We start from the raw sequence: 15,386 nt of genomic DNA on the forward strand, positions 1-15,386 counted from the left end.
AGGACGGGTGCGGCGGCAGATGGAGTTCCGTGAAGACATCCTGGGTGCCCCCTACGAGGCGGCCGAGCTGACGCTGCGGCCCGACGACGAAGGGGCCGTGTGCGCGACGCTCGTCCGTCGGCCGGTGCCCGGGTCGGAACGGGCCGTGCTGTACATCCACGGCTACAACGACTACTTCTTCCAGACCAACCTCGCGGACCACTACACCGCGCTCGGGTTCTCCTTCTACGCCCTCGACCTGCGCAAGTACGGCCGCTCCCTGCGCCCGCACCAGTCGCCGAACTTCGTCCGCGACCTCGCCGAGTACGACGAGGAGATCGACGAGGCGGTCCGGATCATCCGCGAGGTGGACGGGCACCGGCAGCTGCTGCTGAACGGGCACTCCACCGGCGGGCTGATCGGGGCCCTGTGGGCCGGGCGTCGGGCCGGACGCGGAGTCGTGGACGGGCTGTTCCTCAACTCGCCGTTCCTGTCGATGCCCGCCGCGCCCGCGGTCCGCACGCTCGGCGGGCCCGCCGTGACGGCGCTCGGGCGGCTGGCGCCGACCCGCGTCCTGCCGTCCGCGCTCAACCCCCACTACACCCACAGCCTGCACAAGGACCACCAGGGCGAGTGGGACTTCGACCTCACGCTCAAGCGTCCCCAGAGCTTCCCGCTGTACGCGGGGTGGCTGTCGGCGATCCACCAGGGCCACCGGCGACTGCAGCGCGGGCTGGGCATCGACGTGCCCGTGCTGCTGATGGCCTCGACCCGCTCCATCTCGACCACCAAGTGGCACAACGCGCTGCACCACGCCGACGCCGTGCTGCGCGCCGACGACATCGCCGCGCAGGGACCGCGGCTGGGCCGGCACGTCACCGTCGTCCGGATCAAGGGCGGCATGCACGACCTGATCCTCTCCGGCGAGGCGGCCCGCACCGAGGTGTTCACCGAGCTGGACCACTGGCTCGCCGCCTACCTCGACGTCAAGCCCGTCGGGGAGCACGCGTGACCTCCGAGCACGACCCGCACGACTCGGACGACCACGCGGGCGGGCACGACCCGCACGACGAGCCCGTGCCGGTCGGGCGGCGCACCGACCTGGGCTTCGCCAAGCTCATGCCCGACCTCGACCGCGACGGCGGCTGGCTGCTCACCCTGGACGGCACCCCGCAGTCGTACGTCGACCTCGCCGACCCGACCCACCTCGAGTTCGAGTACACCCGGCGCCTCGGCCACCTCGCCGACGCCCTCGCCCCCGCCGGCCGGCCGCTGGACGCGCTGCACCTCGGCGGCGGCGCCCTCACCCTGCCCCGCTACCTGGCCGCCACCCGGCCCGGCTCGCGGCAGCGGGTGGTCGAGGTGGACGGGCCGCTGCTGGAGCTGGTCGCCGAACAGCTGCCCTGGCAGGGCCCCGGCGCGGACATCACCGCGACCGTCGGCGACGCCCGGGCGGCCCTCGCCGAGACCCCGGCCGGCTCGCAGGACCTGGTGATCGCCGACGTCTTCCACGGCTCGCGCACCCCCGCCCACCTCACGTCGGTGGAGTTCCTGCGGCTGGCGGCGGCCGCGCTGCGCCCCGGTGGCTGCTACGCGGCGAACCTGGCGGACGGCCCGCCACTGGCCTTCGCCAAGGCGCAGGCGGCGACGGTGCGGGCGGTGTTCCCGTACGTCTGCCTGGTGGCGGAGGCGCCGGTGCTGCGCGGCCGCCGGTACGGCAACATCCTGCTGGCCGGCTCGACGGCGCCGCTGCCGGTGGCCGAGCTGACCCGGCTGCTCGCGGGCGACATCTTCCCGGCCCGCCTCACCGAGGGGGACGACCTGGCGGCCCTGGTCGGCCGCACCGCCCCGGTCACCGACGCCGAGGCCACCGACTCCCCGCCCCCGCCGGACGGCGCCTTCAGCATCGGCTGACGCCCCGCCCCTGTGGCCCCACCCCTGCGGCCCTGCCGCCGGAAGTCCGCTGGTCCGTCCCCGCCGCCCCGGGTAGCGTGCGGGGACGGTCCGGACGAGGCGAGACGATGCGGCCGCTCCTGCTGGTGGACGTCGACGGCCCGCTGAACCCGTGCGCGGCGAAGCCCTCCCGCCGGCCCGACGGTTACCGGACCCACCGGCTGATGACACCCCGCTGGGCGGCGGCCGAACGCTGCCGGCTCACGGCCTGGGGCCTTCCCCACAAGCAGCCCAAGCCCCTGCGGGTCTGGCTCGACCCGGCCCATGGCCCGGCCCTCGCCGCGCTGCCCCTCGACCTGGCGTGGGCGACGACCTGGGAGAACCCACCACCCTTACACCTTGCCCCCGAGGGTGTGCTCGTACAGCCCGGCCAGGTATCCGTTCACGTCCACGCTGACGGGGTTTACCGTGCGAGGCCCGGTGAGGCGGAGCGCCCCGGCGGTGGGCCGGGACGCTCCGTCGAATGGCGCTGTGATCACCGGTTGGACTTCTCCGGCACGACGTCGTCGCCGTCGTCACCGCCCACGGGCCCGCAGTCCCACTCGGTGGTGACGGTCCCGGTCTCGCGGTACTGCGCGAGGGCTTCGGTGTTCACGGTGCCGTCGGCGTTGGTGAAGCACACCTCCGGCAGTGGCCCGTACGCCTCCTCGTACGCGGCCACCCACGCGATCGGACCGACGCCCCGCATCTCGACGTGGGCCAGCTTGCGGCCGGCGTGCTGGAGGGCGAACGGGCGGCTTCCATCAGTCACGACGTCCATCAGCCACGACGTTCCTGTGCGCCCTCGAAGACACGCATGGAGCACGACTCTGTCGGGGACCTCGGAGCTTTCCCGAGCATGCCCGTTGACCAGCGGGCATGCTCGGGGCTGATCGACGCTACGAAGGTGTCGAGATGTCAGTTGCCGCTCCACGGGTGCGGATGGCGGGCCCCGGGGCCGAGCGGCGGCTGATGCCGGGAGAGTCGGATGCGGTCGGTGCCCGCGGCCGTCGCGTGCCGCGACAGCCGCGCGAACGCCTCCCGGGCGGCGTCCTCCTCGCCGCATCGGACGGCTGCTTCGACCAGCTCGGGCAGGGCGAGGCTGGAGTTCCCAACTCACCGTCGGCCACGGCCGCCGAGCGGAGGCCAAGGCCGCGCGGTGGTCGACGCCGTTGGCGTGCAGCGCCGCCGCACTCCGTCTACGTCCACCCCGACGCGCGCGGCAGGGGTGTCGCCCGCGCCCTGCTGGAGGCGCTGGCCGCATCGACCGAGGCGGCGGGGATCTGGACGCAACCGCCGCCAGTACGGCCAGGCCGGGTGGGTCAACGCCGACGAGCCGACGCTCGGCCGCATCCTCGCCGACCACTCCTACATCGGCGCCCCCGCCCCCGCGGCGAATGGACGCTACGCCCCTGGAGTGAAATGAAATCCGTTTTCATTTAGGCTAGGGTGAGTCGCGCTTCCCCGGGGCGTCGTGCCGACCCCGGGAGCGAGACCGACCGCCTGCCCGCCCGATCCGCAACGGAGTCGCCCCCACATGTCCGCTCACTGCCAACTGACCGGCCGCAAGCCGTCCTTCGGCAACGCGATCTCCCACTCGCACCGCCGTACCCGCCGCCGGTTCGACCCCAACATCCAGCGCAAGCGCTACTGGCTGCCCAGCGAGGGCCGGTTCGTGCGCCTGACGCTCAGCGCCAAGGGCCTGAAGACCGTGGACGCCATCGGCATCGAGGCCGCCGTCGCCCGCATCCGCGCCCGGGGGGAGAAGGCCTGATGGCCAAGCAGAGCAAGATCGCCAAGAACGAGCAGCGGCGGGCGACCGTCGCCCGGTACGCCGAGCGCCGGGCCGAGCTGAAGCGGGTCATCGCCCACCCGTCCAGCACGCCCGACGAACGAGCGGCCGCCCGGCGGGAGCTGGACCGCCAGCCCAGGGACGCCAGCGCCACCCGGATCCGCAACCGCGACAGCGTGGACGGCCGCCCGCGCGGCTACCAGCGCGCCTTCGGCCTCTCCCGGCTCAACCTGCGCACCATGGCGCACGCCGGGCAGCTCCCCGGCGTGCGGAAGTCGAGCTGGTGAGCGCGGTGCCCGAACACGTCAGGCTCCCCGTCGTCGTGGTGGCCGGGCTGCACCGCGCGGAACGCCGCCGTGCCGTCCAGGAGCTGCTGGACGGCAGCGTCAACGGTGTCGTCCTGCACCACGATCTGCGCGACGCCGGCCGCGGCACCGTCCACCGCGAACTGCGCGACGGCGACGGTGCGTACGACACCGCCGACGTCCCGCTGACCAACGACTGCGCCTGCTGCGCCCTGCGCGAGGACCTGCTGCCCGAGCTGGCCGGGATCGCCGAGGCCGGGCAGCACGGGCTGGCGATCGTCGAGCTGTGGGGCGGCAGCGACCCGCACCCGGCGGTCGAGGTGATCGCCGGCGGCGAGGTGGACGGCCGCCCGACGGCGGAGTTCATCGAGCCGGCGGGCGTAGTGGTCGCGGTCGACCCCGACCGGCTGCTCGGCGAGCTCTCCGTCCCGGACACCCTGGCCGAGCACGGCGAGCACACCTCGCCCGACGACACCCGCACCCGTGCCGAGGCGCTCGCCCACCAGATCGAGTACGCCACCACCATCGCCGTCGCCCGCGGCGGTGCGGCCGGGCTGGCGATGCTGCGGCAGCTGCACCCGACCGCCCGGCGGGTCCTGCTCGGCACCGGCGAGCTGCTGCGGGCTGCGCTCGGCGGCTTCGACGTGGCAGCGGCCCGCGACCGGGTGAACCCGGCCCTGGCGCTGCTGCCGCAGCCGGCCGACGAGGCGGGCGTGGCCACCCTGGTGTGGGAACGGCGGCGCCCGCTACACCCGGGCCGGCTGTACGAGGCGCTGGAGCTGCTGGTGCCGGCCGCCCAGCGCAGCCGGGGCCGGTTCTGGCTGGCCAACCGCGGCGAGCTGATGCTCGCCTGGGACGCCGCCGGCGCCAATCTCGCGGTCGAGGAGTGCGGGCCCTGGCTGGCCTCGCTGCCGGACGCCGCCTGGGAGCAGTACCCGCCCGCCCGGCGGGCCGCCGCGGCCCTCGACTGGCACCCCGCCCACGGCGACCGCGTCCAGCAACTCGTCTTCACCGCTGAGGAGTTGGACGTCGGCGGGATCACCGAACTGCTCGACTCCTGCCTGCTCACCGACGCCGAGCTGCTGGCGGGGGAAGCCGGCTGGAAGGCGCTGCCCGACGCCTTCGAGGACCTGCTCGAACCCGTCTCCTGAACGACCGTACGAAGGAACCGACATGGCCAAGCGCCCCACCGCCGGACGTCCGGCCCGTCCGCGCCCGAACCCGCTGATCGAGGCGGACATCACCCGCATCGACTACAAGGACACCGATCTGCTGAGCAGGTTCCTCTCCGACCGCGGCAAGATCCGCAGCCGCCGGGTCACCCGGCTCACCGTCCAGCAACAGCGGGCAATGGCACGGGCGATCAAGAACGCCCGCACCATGGCGCTGCTGCCCCACACCTCGACCACCCGGTAGGAGCGTGTCCCGTGGCCGTACCCAAGTGCAGGACGTCCCGCAGCGCCACCCGCCACCGCCGCGCCCAGTGGAAGGCGAGCGCGCCACGGCTGGTGCCGATCACCGTCGACGGGCGCGAGCACCTGGTGCCGCGCAATCGGGTCCGCGCGTACAAGCGCGGGCTGATCCAGCCGTGAGGGAGAGGGGCCGCGGCGCATGCGCCGCGGCCCCGCACGCTTCCCGGGGTCGGCTGCGTTCGGCGGCCGTCAGGACTGTCGGGTTCTATCGAGCCGGCCGTACGCGGCGAAGCCGTACCGGCGGCCCGAGGGCTACGAGACCCATCGGCTGATGACGCCGAGCTGGGAGGCCGCCGAGCGCCGCCGGCTCGCTGCGTGGGGCCTGCTCCACAAGGCGCCGAAGCCCCTGCGGGTCTGGCTCAACCCGGACCACGGCCCGGTCCTCGCGGCGCTACCGTACGACCTGGTGTGGGCGACCACGTGGCAGGAGGAAGCGGATGCCTTCATCGCCCCCCTCCTCGGACTGCCCGCCCTGCCGCACATCGCCTGGTCCGAGCCGCGGCCCGAGCCGGACGGCGGGGTGTTCTGGAAGACCCCGCAGATCGTCGCCTGGGCGCGCGGCCGCCCGCTCGCCTGGGTCGACGACCTGATCACCGACGCAGACCGGGCCTGGGTCGAAGCCCACCACCCCGGCCCGGCCCTCCTCCACCACGTCGACCCGAAGACCGGCCTGACGGCGGACGACTTCGCCCGGCTGACGGACTGGGCCCGCCAACTCGGCTGACGCCAGCGGCGTCACTTCCTCCGAGTCCTTCGACCTCGAGTTCGGTTGGGCCCGTGCTTCGCCCGCACCGGTGTGCTGCCCCGACCCCCTCGCCCGCGGCACATTGAGCACTCTTCCAGCATTGGTCTCCGCGCTGGCGCCCGACCGTCGCTGTTGGCCATTACTAGAGACCCGCGAGCGCGGGGCCGATCTCGCGGTGTTCGCCTGGCCGGTACTGGCCCGGGAGCAACCCCCGCGAGCGCGGGGCCGACAACGCCGGCTTTACCGCGTTTCGCCACAGCCAGGAGCAACCCCCGCGAGCGCGGGGCCGACACTTGCTGACCTGCGGCGGTTGGCGTCAGGGGGCGCCGATTGATTCAGTTCGATTGGACGGAAACCTGGAGGGCAAGTGGTGTCGTACCGTCATTCTCGTCGCCCCAACCCGGGTTGCCACCAACATGTTCCGTGCTCCCGAAGCGTACTCGCACGTGGGTCGGGATGATGGTCGAGGAATTCTGATAGCGGTGCCCGCCGGAAGTCAGAGGCTGGTTGCGCGCCTTGTGGGACAAGCTCGCGCGCGAGGAGGGCCGTTGGGGCTGCTCCGGCTTCCAGCGGCCCGACCACGCACTGCACGACCAGGGAGGACTTCCCCGCCCCGCCAGGGCCGGCGACCACCAACCGGTTCGGTGTGAGCGCTCGGAGCCGCGCGACCATGTCTCCGAACCCGAGCTGTTCAGGCAGTCGCGTGCGCGAGTCGCTGCCGTGAGGCTGCTCCAGCTCCCACGGAAGCGGCACCGCGACCCGTTCCCGTAGAACCCCGGACGTCGGCCTTGCCGCGCCCTGCTCCAGGACCTCGTGGGTCAGCCCGTCCACGGCTTCCTCGGTGCTGGCGGGGCGGCCTTCCGACTTGGGGTAGGGGCGGAGTCGAGATGGAAGGTGCCGGTCCTTCTCTTGAATCACGTTCCCCGGGCGGCCCCTCGATTCGGTGGATCACCGGGGCGAGCCGCCGGAGACCTCGCTCGCTGACCAGGGCCGCAAGCACGAGAAACGTCCGCAGCCTTCCGACCGGGCGACCCGTAAATCCGGATGCGGACTGTCCCCTGCGGTGCCGTGACATCCGGACGGCACGACGTACAGCTGTTCACGGGGGAGTACCGCACTTGTTCAAGAGATCGACGCCCGCGCTGTCCGGAACGGACGTACGGGCCGCCCGTGCGGCCGTACTGGCGGTGTCGAGTGCCCTGGTGCTGAGCTCGTGCTCGCTCGTGGAGCCACTGGTCGGAGGGGCGGAGAAGCCGAACAAGCCGGTGCGGGTCGAGTCCCGGGAGGAGGCGCTGGTCCGGGCGGACCAGGTGCAGAGCCACGTGCGCGAGCTGACGGGCCTCGAACGGGATCCGTGGACCAGGCTCATCGCCTACTCCAGGTGCTCGGGGCGGGGGCCGGGCATCGCCGATGAGGGTGAGGCGTACGAGCTCAGCTCGGCGATCCGCTTGGAGGCCACGGACGACCAGCGTCCCGAGGTGGTTCGGGCACTGCGGGAGAAACTCGCGGGGGAGGGCTTCAAGGTCACCTCGAACGAGCCGGATTCGGCCGATCAGTCCACGTGGGGGTTCGAGGCCGTCCACGAGCCCGACCGCTACACCGTTCGCGCGGGCGAGGCGAAGCCCGGCCAGGGCGTGGGTGTCGTCGTCACGCTGCCCTGCCAAGCTCCGCCGACTACCGCGGCCTCGCCTGCTCCGTCGGCCACCCTCTGACGACCTGCGGCGGCGAGCACCCACTCGGCGGCGGTGACGGTGCGCCGGGTGGGCGGCTGACGGCGGCAGGCTGGTGGGCCCGGACCGAGGCCGAACCACGGGCGCCGCGGCCGTCTACCGTCCGGTCGCGGCCACTTCGGCCGGACCCTGGCCGGGGTCGATCCGGACGCGCGGCCGCGGACCGCCGATGCTCATCGCTACCCGGCGGCAACTGCCGCCGGGCGACGTGTGGTTCGCGGTTATCCGAAGCCGCGGGTGTCCTGCTTCAGCGCGGTGTCCACGGTGAGCGCGGTCGCCAGGACCAGGCTGAGCAGCGGGTCGGCGAGCGGGCGGTGGATCTGGAGCACGTAGTTGTCGGCCGTGGTGAACATCGTCTTCGCCAGGCCTTCCCAGGTCTTGGTGATCCGGGCGACCTCGGTGTCCGTCGCGTCGACGATGGAGAAGTTCCAGGCCCGCCAGTTCTCGGCCTTGATGGCGCCGACCTTCTGGCCGTCGACCTCCAGCGCGAAGTCGATCTTTCCGATGACGTTCTGCTGGATGATCCGGCCGACCTCCTGGCCGTTCGGACGCTGCACGATCACCCGCGACTTGATGATCTTCGCCGGGCGGGTCAGCAGCAGCACCGGGGTGCCGTGCGCGTCGCGGATCTCCAGCTTGTGGGTCAGGTACTGGTCGATGGAGGAGAGCAGCCGCAGCACCTTGCGCAGACCGCTCTGGCCGACCTGGACCACCGAGCCCAGCGTGGCGCCCTGCTGGTCGAAGACCGAGTACTCGTTGGTCAGCTCGATCAGCTTGACCTTCTGGTTCACCACCAGGACGGGCTCGGAGAAGAGGGTGCCGCCGCCACCGGAGACGGGTCCGACGCCCGCCTGGTGCTGTACCTGGCGCTGCACCCTGGCGGCGTCGCCGGACGGAGCGGCCGCCTGTCCGGGGAAACCGGAGGTGTTCGTGTTCTGGGACATGGCGGGCAGGCTAGGGCCAGCCCGCCGAGGACAGCCAGATCGTTTTCACCGGCTCCCGGGTTCGTTCGGTCGCGAACTCGACAGGGTGGTCGGGGCGTTGCGAATGACGGGCGACCGGTACCCGGCGGAGTGGATGTGGCGGATGTCACATCCACTCGGCCTGATTCGAGTTCCGTGCCGGCGCCTGGTCCGTCGCTCAGGCAGCGCGCAGTGCAGAGGCGTCCGGCTGCTCCGGTCCGATTTCCGGGACGACCGTCAGGGGAGCGGGGGCCTCGGCGTCCTCCTCTGTCCGGCGAGTCAGCTTCGACTTGAGGCTGATCAGGCCGCTCCTGACGTGCGGAGCGGCCTTCACCGCGACGACCCCCAGGGCGACGCCCGCGCCGAGGATCCCCAGGGCCACCTTGGTCCCGGGGAACAGCACGGCGTGCGTGGTGAGTTCGTTGTCGTCGTTCCGCGCCAGCGCGCTCTTCCCGCCAGCAGTGCTCGACTGCGAGAGGTGCGTACCGGAGGGGCGCTGTACCAGCATCAGTTCCCAGGTCGAATCGTCCCAGTTGGCATCCATGGCGCCACTGTAGGGGCGACCGGGTGCGCCGCGGTCCGGAACGTCGTCAGGAATGGTCCTTCTTGCGGTGGTTGACGATGCTGGCGGGGGCGCCGCTGTAGTGGCAGTCGGCGCACTTCTGCCACGAGCAGTCCGGATCGGCGACAGCGGCATGGCGGACGGAGTGGTGCGAGCCGTAGCCGTGGGCGTGGAGCAGTTGAGCGACGGACCCGTCGTACTTGAGCGCCATGAGCGCTGCTTCGGCGATCTTGTCGTGACCGGCGGCGAAGAACTTGCCCAGGCCGACGTCCTTCCCGCAGCCGCACCAGCACTTGCCGGTCGGGATGAGGCGAGGCTTCTCGTTTTGGCATGAAGCCAAGGTGTCAATCCTTGGGTTGAAGTCAAGATATCAATCCAAGCATTAAGGACAAGGATTGAGTCGACGTCAGGCGGTTCGGCCGGGCGGCTGTGGCAGGACTACTGCACGAGGTCTCTCCGGGGGCGCGACGACCCGTCACCGGCCCAGTTCGGGGTAGTAGCCACGCTGGTACGGCGACAGATCGGTCACAGCGAGCTCCGCCGCGCCCCGGCAGATCACGCAGACGCGACGCCGGTGACAGGCAGAGCAGTTGACCCGCCCGCGGGCCGCGTCAGGGCGCCAGCCGCGTCCTCCGCAGTCGTGACACCAGCCCAGGCCGTCGCACTCGTAGCACAGTACGTATCCAGGGGTGACGGTCTCGGGCGTGTGCAGTGGCTCCGGGCGTCGGAACTCCTCTGGCTCGTACAGGGCCATCGCAGGTGTCTGCCCGCTGAACCAGAGAGTAGACATGTGGTCGACCGCACGGATCTCGATGCCGCAGCCGTGGCGGCGGCCGGTGACGACGATGCGAACCGTCCCGTCGGCCTCCTCCTGCGAGGTCGCGACCTTCCATCCGGCCGATTCGAGCAGGGCGGCCGCGCGGGACGCGGCGTCGGCAGCGGTGACGTTCGCGGGGCGCCTTCCCGTGAAGCAGCCGACCGAGTACCGGTAGCGGAGCGGCTCGTGCCAGTCGACGACCTCCGGCTCGGCGAGGAACGGCGGGCTCAGATCGCCGCCGGGAGCCAACTCGTCGATCAGCGCGACGAGTTGTGCCCGCAGCACTTGGCCCAGCCGGTCCAGCTCCTCCCGCGCGCCCGGTACGGGCCCCATGGCGCCCTCCTCCTCGCCCGGACCTGCCGTCGCCGGGATTCTATGCGGGGATCGTGGCACCGGGCCTGTATCGGCGAACGGTCTTGGCCGGTGCGGCCCTCAGCCGATCCGGCCGTGGTTGCGCGATCCCCGCGAGCGCGGGGCCGACACCATCGCACTCGCTCTAGCGAACCGGGAGCTTGAGCAATCCCCGCGAGCGCGGGGCCGAGCTTGTCCGGATTTCATAGGGTTCCCGCATCTTCGAGCAATCCCCGCGAGCGCGGGGCCGAGCACATCGCCGCCCCCTACGACACCTGGATCGTCGAGCAATCCCCGCGAGCGCGGGGCCGAGTGCACCTGGGCGGTGCGGGCGGCCGGCAGCAGGGAGCAATCCCCGCGAGCGCGGGGCCGAGGCTTCGTGACCTGCACCGATTCTCCTCAGAGGGTGCCGATTGATTCAGTTCGAATCGGTAGACGGTCCATGGCGGCACTCATGTGGTGTCGTCACCTCTTCTCACGGCCAGGCCATTGTCAATGCTGCGGCTCCCGAAGGGTACTCGCTCGTGGAGGGCGGGATCAGTGGTATTGCCTGAGGTCACGGGCGGGCTGGGTTGTGAGCGAAGTCGGCTGGGCGGGGCCGGGGTTCTGTCGATGTGCCATTGGCTCGCTGCTGCCGGTCCGCCCGGGATCTGTGTCGGCCGGGACGGCGTCGAGGGTGACCATTCGGTCGGTCGGGAGGATGCACGCTTCGGTGTAGGCGGCCGGCTGTGCGACCGAGTCCGTGAGGAGGAGTTGGGCGCGGTCCACGTACGACCAGAAGTCGGACAGGTTCTCGTTGCGCAGATGCCCCGCCTTGCACACCAGGCGTCCGTCTCCAAGGTCGGCGCCGACCTGGGGCGACGCATCGAGGACGCGTTGATGGACGGCCACGAGCACGCGTTGGACGGCACCGGCGGCCGTCGGCGCATCGAGGCGGGCGCACACAGCGCTGCGCGCGCCCCAACCGTCGTCGCACCCGCCGCCCTGCCGACGGTCGGCGCGTCGGCGGGAGGGGTGGGGCGGACGGGGTGTCAGAATCGGCGGGTTCATGCCCATGGCGGGGATGCGTCGGGAGTGCGGCGCCACGTCCGAAGGAGCGAGCGATGAGTGGCGGCGGGGAGCAGCCGGAGCTGGGGCAGGTGCCGGAGACGGCGTTGTGGACGCTGTGGCACCGGGCGGTGGAGGCGCGGCGGCCGGACACCGTGTTGCCGGATCCGGTGGCGGTGGATCTGGTGGAGCGGATCGACTATCCGTTCGCGGCGCGGTTCGGGGAGAGCGCGCTGCTGAGCCAGCTCCAGGCGCTGCGGGCGGCCTGTTTCGACCGGGAGGTGGCGGACTTCCTGACCCGCTGCCCGCGCGGCACGGTGGTCGGGCTCGGGGACGGGCTGGAGACCCAGGCCTGGCGGGTCGACAACGGGCGGGCGAGCTGGCTGTCGGTGGACCTGCCGGAGGTCGCCGAGCTGCGGCGCCGGCTGCTGCCGCCGGACGAGCGGCACCGGATCGTCGCCCGCTCGGCCACCGACCCGGGCTGGATGGACGAGGTGGATCCGGCGAACGGGGTGCTGATCAGTACCGAGGGGCTGCTGATGTACCTGCGGCCGCAGGAGGTGCGCGCCCTGATCGCGGCCTGCGCCGAGCACTTCCCCGGTGGGGCGATGGTGCTGGACGCGGTGCCGCGCTGGTTCAGTCGGAGGGCCGTCGAGGGCAAGCTGCGGGACCGGTACTACCAGGCGCCGCCGATGCCGTTCGGGATGGACGCGGACGAGCGTGGCCGGCTGGCCTCCGCGCACCCGCGGGTCACGGACATCCGCGAGGTCTATCCGGAGGGCGGGCGTCTGCCACTGAGCGCCCTGCTGCCGCTCGTGCGCTGGATCAAGCAGCGCCCGTCCGTCGTCGCACTGCGTTTTGCCGAATCTTGAGGAAACGCAGGTCAACCTGGAACCATGGTGTGGGGGCGTACGTCGTAACCACGGGTGATCGGCCGGGGGGACAGGCCGCCCGGCACGTTAGGCTCGCTCCGGGGGAGCGGCCTGGTGCCGCCATCGGATGAACTGCCGGGACGGGCACGCTGCTCCAGGGGGAGCGCGGCCGGTCCCGTCCTGCCACGGAGGGACTGGCCTTGCACATCGACGCCTGGATCGAGGGGATTCCGCCGACGGCGGTGTACGCCGTAATCGGTCTGATCATCGGGCTGGAGTCGCTGGGTATCCCCTTGCCCGGCGAGATCGCCCTGGTCACGGCGTCGCTGATGGCGGTCAAGGGTGTGGTGAGCCCGTGGGGCGTCGCGATCTGCGCGATCGCCGGCGCGATCATCGGTGACTCGATCGGGTACTCGATCGGACGCAAGGGCGGCAAGCCGCTCTTCGAGAAGCTGGGACGCAAGTTCCCCAAGCACTTCGGGCCCTCCCACCTGGCCACCGCCGAGCGCTCCTTCCAGAAATGGGGCATGTGGGCGGTCTTCTTCGGCCGCTTCATCGCCCTGCTGCGCATCTTCGCCGGTCCGCTCGCGGGCGCGCTGAAGATGCCGTACTGGAAGTTCCTGATCGCCAACGTGCTGGGCGGTGTCGTCTGGGCCGGTGGCACGACGCTGCTGGTCTACAAGGTCGGCAAGAGCATCGAGCCCTGGCTGGCCCGGTTCTCCTGGGCGGGCCTGGGGGCGGCCCTGCTGATCGGCCTGCTCTCGGCCTGGATCATGAAGCGCCGCACCGCCAAGACGCATGCCAAGATCGAGGCGGAGGAGGCGGCCAAGGCCGCCGCCGCGGCCAAGGAGCCGGTCGCCGACTGACCACTCCCTCCGGCCGGTCTACCGATCGGTCGTCCGTCCGGTCCCCTGGCCGGTCCTTGCGGAGGACCGGTCACGGACGGGTCCTCCGCCGCAGCCACCGTCGTGGTGCCTCGGGCCCTCGGAGTAGCATCGGCCGGGTACTGCCGATCTTGCACTCCGGAGGGCCCGATGTCTTCGCAGCCGACCTGGGACGCCGTGGACGCCTACTTCTCCGAGCAGCTGGTCGGGCACGACCCGGTGCTGGAGGGCGCCACGGCCGCCGCCGACGAGGCCGGGCTGCCGAGGATCGCGGTGGCCCCCAACCAGGGCAAGCTGCTGCACCTGCTGGCACTGACCCAGGGCGCGAAGCGGATCCTCGAGGTCGGCACGCTCGGCGGCTACAGCGCGATCTGGCTGGCCCGGGCGCTGCCCGAGGACGGAACCCTGCTCACCCTGGAGCTGGACCCCCGGCACGCCGAGGTCGCCCGGCGCAACCTGGCGGCCGCCGGGCTGGCCGGGACCGCCGAGGTGCGGGTGGGCCGGGCCGCGGACTCGCTGGCCGAGCTGGTGGAGCAGGGCGTGGACCCCTTCGACCTGGTCTTCATCGACGCCGACAAGCCGAGCAACCCGGAGTACTTCCGGCGGGCGCTCCAGCTGACCAGGCCCGGCTCGCTGATCATCGTCGACAACGTGGTGCGCGGTGGCGCGGTCGCCGACGCGGCCAGCACCGACCCGGCGGTGGTCGGCACCCGAGCGCTGCACGACCTGATCGCGGCCGAGCCGAGGGTCGACGCGACCTCGGTGCAGACGGTCGGCAGCAAGGGCTACGACGGCTTCACGCTGGCCCGCGTCCGGGGCTGACCGCAGGCCTGGCGCCGGCTGAGCGCGGGCCGGGCGACGGCTGACCGCAGGCCTGGCACCCACTCGCTCGCCTGCCACCCACTTGCCACTCACTTGCTTATCTGCGACTGACCCGCGCGCGCCCGCGCGTCACTCGCCCACCGGAGAACGGAGACATCGTGCGGATCGGACTGCTGGGAACCGGCCCCTGGGCGGAACGGGTGCACGCGCCCGTCCTGGCCGAGCACCCCGGGCTGGAGTTCACCGGCGTCTGGGGCCGCCGACCGGAGGCGGCCGAGGCGCTGGGCGCCGCGTACGGCGTGCCCGGGTACGCGGACCTCGACCGGCTGCTGGCCGAGGTGGACGCGGTCTCCATCGCGCTGCCCCCGACCGTGCAGGCGGGCCTCGCGGTGCGGGCCGCCGAGGCCGGGTGCCACCTGCTGCTGGACAAGCCGGTCGCGCTGACCGTGCCGGACGCCGAGGCCGTGGTCGAGGCGGTGCGCGAGCACAAGGTCGCGTCGGTGGTCTTCTTCACCGTGCGCTTCGGCGGCGAGCAGATGCCGTGGATCGAGCGGCAGGCGGAGCTCGGCGGCTGGTTCACCGGCCGCTCGGACTGGCTCGGCTCGGTGTTCGCACCGGGCAGCACCAGCCCGTACGCCGCCTCACCGTGGCGGGTGGAGAAGGGCGCGCTGTGGGACGTCGGCCCGCACGCGCTGTCCGTACTGCTGCCGGTGCTGGGTGACGCGACGCAGGTGACGGCGGTGGCCGGTCCGCTGGACACCGTGAACCTGGTGGTGCGGCACGCCGGGGGAGCCTCCAGCACGCTCGCGCTCAGCCTGACCGCGCCGCTCGCGGCCGGCGGGACGGGCATGGAGCTGCGTGGCGAGCACGGCGTGGTGCAGCTGCCCCCGCGCGGCGAGGGCCCGGTCGCGGCGCTGCACCGGGCGCTGGACGCCCTGCAGGCCTCGGCGGCCTCCGGAGAGCCGCACCCCTGCGGGGCGGACTTCGGCCTGCGGGTGGTGGAGATCCTGGCCGCTGCCGAGCGCTCGCTGGCGGGCGGCGGACCGGTGGACGTCTGAGCACCGGCGGACGCCTGAGCGGGTGACGCGACGGGGCCGGGTGCGGAGGGAGATCC

At 72.3% G+C, this 15,386-nt stretch carries 20 protein-coding genes and 1 pseudogene; 14 read left to right on the forward strand and 7 right to left on the reverse strand.

Going from position 1 to position 15,386, the window contains the following annotated elements; genetic code table 11:
• The first annotated feature begins 19 nt into the window (after positions 1–19).
• Together ACWDBB_RS27290 and ACWDBB_RS27295 are read left to right on the forward strand one after the other, a co-directional pair.
• The gene (locus tag ACWDBB_RS27290; protein WP_449792121.1) at positions 20–991 is read left to right on the forward strand and encodes an alpha/beta hydrolase; all 972 of its coding nucleotides are present in this window, start codon (positions 20–22) and stop codon (positions 989–991) included.
• 107 nt (positions 992–1,098) lie between these two features.
• Positions 1,099–1,893: a spermidine synthase gene (locus ACWDBB_RS27295; RefSeq protein ID WP_449792162.1), complete on the forward strand. Its 795-nt coding sequence runs from the start codon at positions 1,099–1,101 to the stop codon at positions 1,891–1,893.
• A gap of 371 nt (positions 1,894–2,264) precedes the next feature.
• On the opposite strand, the gene ACWDBB_RS27300 is transcribed toward ACWDBB_RS27295, so the two are convergent.
• Positions 2,265–2,411, reverse strand: coding sequence for a hypothetical protein (locus ACWDBB_RS27300; protein WP_449792122.1), 147 nt, complete (start codon positions 2,409–2,411; stop codon positions 2,265–2,267).
• Positions 2,408–2,692 (reverse strand): hypothetical protein, encoded by a 285-nt coding sequence (locus ACWDBB_RS27305; protein WP_449792123.1) that lies wholly within the window; start codon positions 2,690–2,692, stop codon positions 2,408–2,410. Before ACWDBB_RS27305 ends, ACWDBB_RS27300 begins: the two co-directional genes overlap by 4 nt.
• A gap of 410 nt (positions 2,693–3,102) precedes the next feature.
• Here ACWDBB_RS27305 and ACWDBB_RS27310 point away from each other — a divergent pair.
• The 8 genes and pseudogenes from ACWDBB_RS27310 to ACWDBB_RS27345 all read left to right on the forward strand — a co-directional run.
• Positions 3,103–3,201: pseudogene (locus ACWDBB_RS27310) on the forward strand (GNAT family N-acetyltransferase); the annotation flags it as partial.
• A gap of 247 nt (positions 3,202–3,448) precedes the next feature.
• Complete coding sequence (rpmB, locus tag ACWDBB_RS27315) at positions 3,449–3,685, forward strand: 50S ribosomal protein L28 (RefSeq protein WP_449792124.1); 237 nt, start codon at positions 3,449–3,451, stop codon at positions 3,683–3,685.
• Entirely contained in the window at positions 3,685–3,990 is a 306-nt protein-coding gene (rpsN, locus tag ACWDBB_RS27320; RefSeq protein WP_449792125.1) for a 30S ribosomal protein S14, read from the forward strand. Before rpmB ends, rpsN begins: the two co-directional genes overlap by 1 nt.
• A complete protein-coding gene (locus ACWDBB_RS27325; RefSeq protein ID WP_449792126.1) occupies positions 3,987–5,159 on the forward strand; it encodes a CobW family GTP-binding protein in 1,173 nt (390 codons plus the stop codon). Before rpsN ends, ACWDBB_RS27325 begins: the two co-directional genes overlap by 4 nt.
• 22 nt (positions 5,160–5,181) lie before the next feature.
• Entirely contained in the window at positions 5,182–5,424 is a 243-nt protein-coding gene (gene rpsR / locus ACWDBB_RS27330) for a 30S ribosomal protein S18 (RefSeq protein WP_449792127.1), read from the forward strand.
• 11 nt (positions 5,425–5,435) lie between these two features.
• Positions 5,436–5,600, forward strand: coding sequence for a 50S ribosomal protein L32 (gene rpmF, locus ACWDBB_RS27335; RefSeq protein ID WP_449792128.1), 165 nt, complete (start codon positions 5,436–5,438; stop codon positions 5,598–5,600).
• A 151-nt stretch (positions 5,601–5,751) separates the two neighbouring features.
• Entirely contained in the window at positions 5,752–6,204 is a 453-nt protein-coding gene (locus tag ACWDBB_RS27340; RefSeq protein WP_449792129.1) for a hypothetical protein, read from the forward strand.
• A 1,139-nt stretch (positions 6,205–7,343) separates the two neighbouring features.
• A complete protein-coding gene (locus ACWDBB_RS27345) occupies positions 7,344–7,937 on the forward strand; it encodes a hypothetical protein (RefSeq protein ID WP_449792130.1) in 594 nt (197 codons plus the stop codon).
• Positions 7,938–8,176: 239 nt separating this feature from the next.
• Here the strand turns inward: ACWDBB_RS27345 and ACWDBB_RS27350 are convergent, their stop codons facing one another.
• The 5 genes from ACWDBB_RS27350 to ACWDBB_RS27370 form a co-directional block, all read right to left on the reverse strand.
• A complete protein-coding gene (locus tag ACWDBB_RS27350; RefSeq protein ID WP_449792131.1) occupies positions 8,177–8,899 on the reverse strand; it encodes a phospholipid scramblase-related protein in 723 nt (240 codons plus the stop codon).
• Between the two features lie 196 nt (positions 8,900–9,095).
• Positions 9,096–9,461: a hypothetical protein gene (locus tag ACWDBB_RS27355; protein ID WP_449792132.1), complete on the reverse strand. Its 366-nt coding sequence runs from the start codon at positions 9,459–9,461 to the stop codon at positions 9,096–9,098.
• A 46-nt stretch (positions 9,462–9,507) separates the two neighbouring features.
• Positions 9,508–9,819: a hypothetical protein gene (locus ACWDBB_RS27360; protein ID WP_449792133.1), complete on the reverse strand. Its 312-nt coding sequence runs from the start codon at positions 9,817–9,819 to the stop codon at positions 9,508–9,510.
• A gap of 135 nt (positions 9,820–9,954) precedes the next feature.
• Positions 9,955–10,629 (reverse strand): hypothetical protein, encoded by a 675-nt coding sequence (locus ACWDBB_RS27365; protein WP_449792134.1) that lies wholly within the window; start codon positions 10,627–10,629, stop codon positions 9,955–9,957.
• Positions 10,630–11,184: 555 nt separating this feature from the next.
• Positions 11,185–11,544, reverse strand: coding sequence for a hypothetical protein (locus ACWDBB_RS27370; protein ID WP_449792135.1), 360 nt, complete (start codon positions 11,542–11,544; stop codon positions 11,185–11,187).
• 206 nt (positions 11,545–11,750) lie between these two features.
• Between ACWDBB_RS27370 and ACWDBB_RS27375 the strand changes: the two genes are divergently transcribed.
• The 4 genes from ACWDBB_RS27375 to ACWDBB_RS27390 all read left to right on the forward strand — a co-directional run bounded on the left by ACWDBB_RS27375 (position 11,751) and on the right by ACWDBB_RS27390 (position 15,330).
• The gene (locus tag ACWDBB_RS27375) at positions 11,751–12,566 is read left to right on the forward strand and encodes a class I SAM-dependent methyltransferase (protein WP_449792136.1); all 816 of its coding nucleotides are present in this window, start codon (positions 11,751–11,753) and stop codon (positions 12,564–12,566) included.
• Positions 12,567–12,766: 200 nt separating this feature from the next.
• The gene (locus ACWDBB_RS27380) at positions 12,767–13,432 is read left to right on the forward strand and encodes a DedA family protein (protein WP_449792137.1); all 666 of its coding nucleotides are present in this window, start codon (positions 12,767–12,769) and stop codon (positions 13,430–13,432) included.
• Between the two features lie 168 nt (positions 13,433–13,600).
• Positions 13,601–14,272: an O-methyltransferase gene (locus ACWDBB_RS27385; protein WP_449792138.1), complete on the forward strand. Its 672-nt coding sequence runs from the start codon at positions 13,601–13,603 to the stop codon at positions 14,270–14,272.
• A 158-nt stretch (positions 14,273–14,430) separates the two neighbouring features.
• Positions 14,431–15,330, forward strand: coding sequence for a Gfo/Idh/MocA family protein (locus ACWDBB_RS27390; protein ID WP_449792139.1), 900 nt, complete (start codon positions 14,431–14,433; stop codon positions 15,328–15,330).
• Positions 15,331–15,386 lie beyond the last annotated feature (56 nt).

The organism is Kitasatospora sp. NPDC001095, from assembly GCF_053598615.1.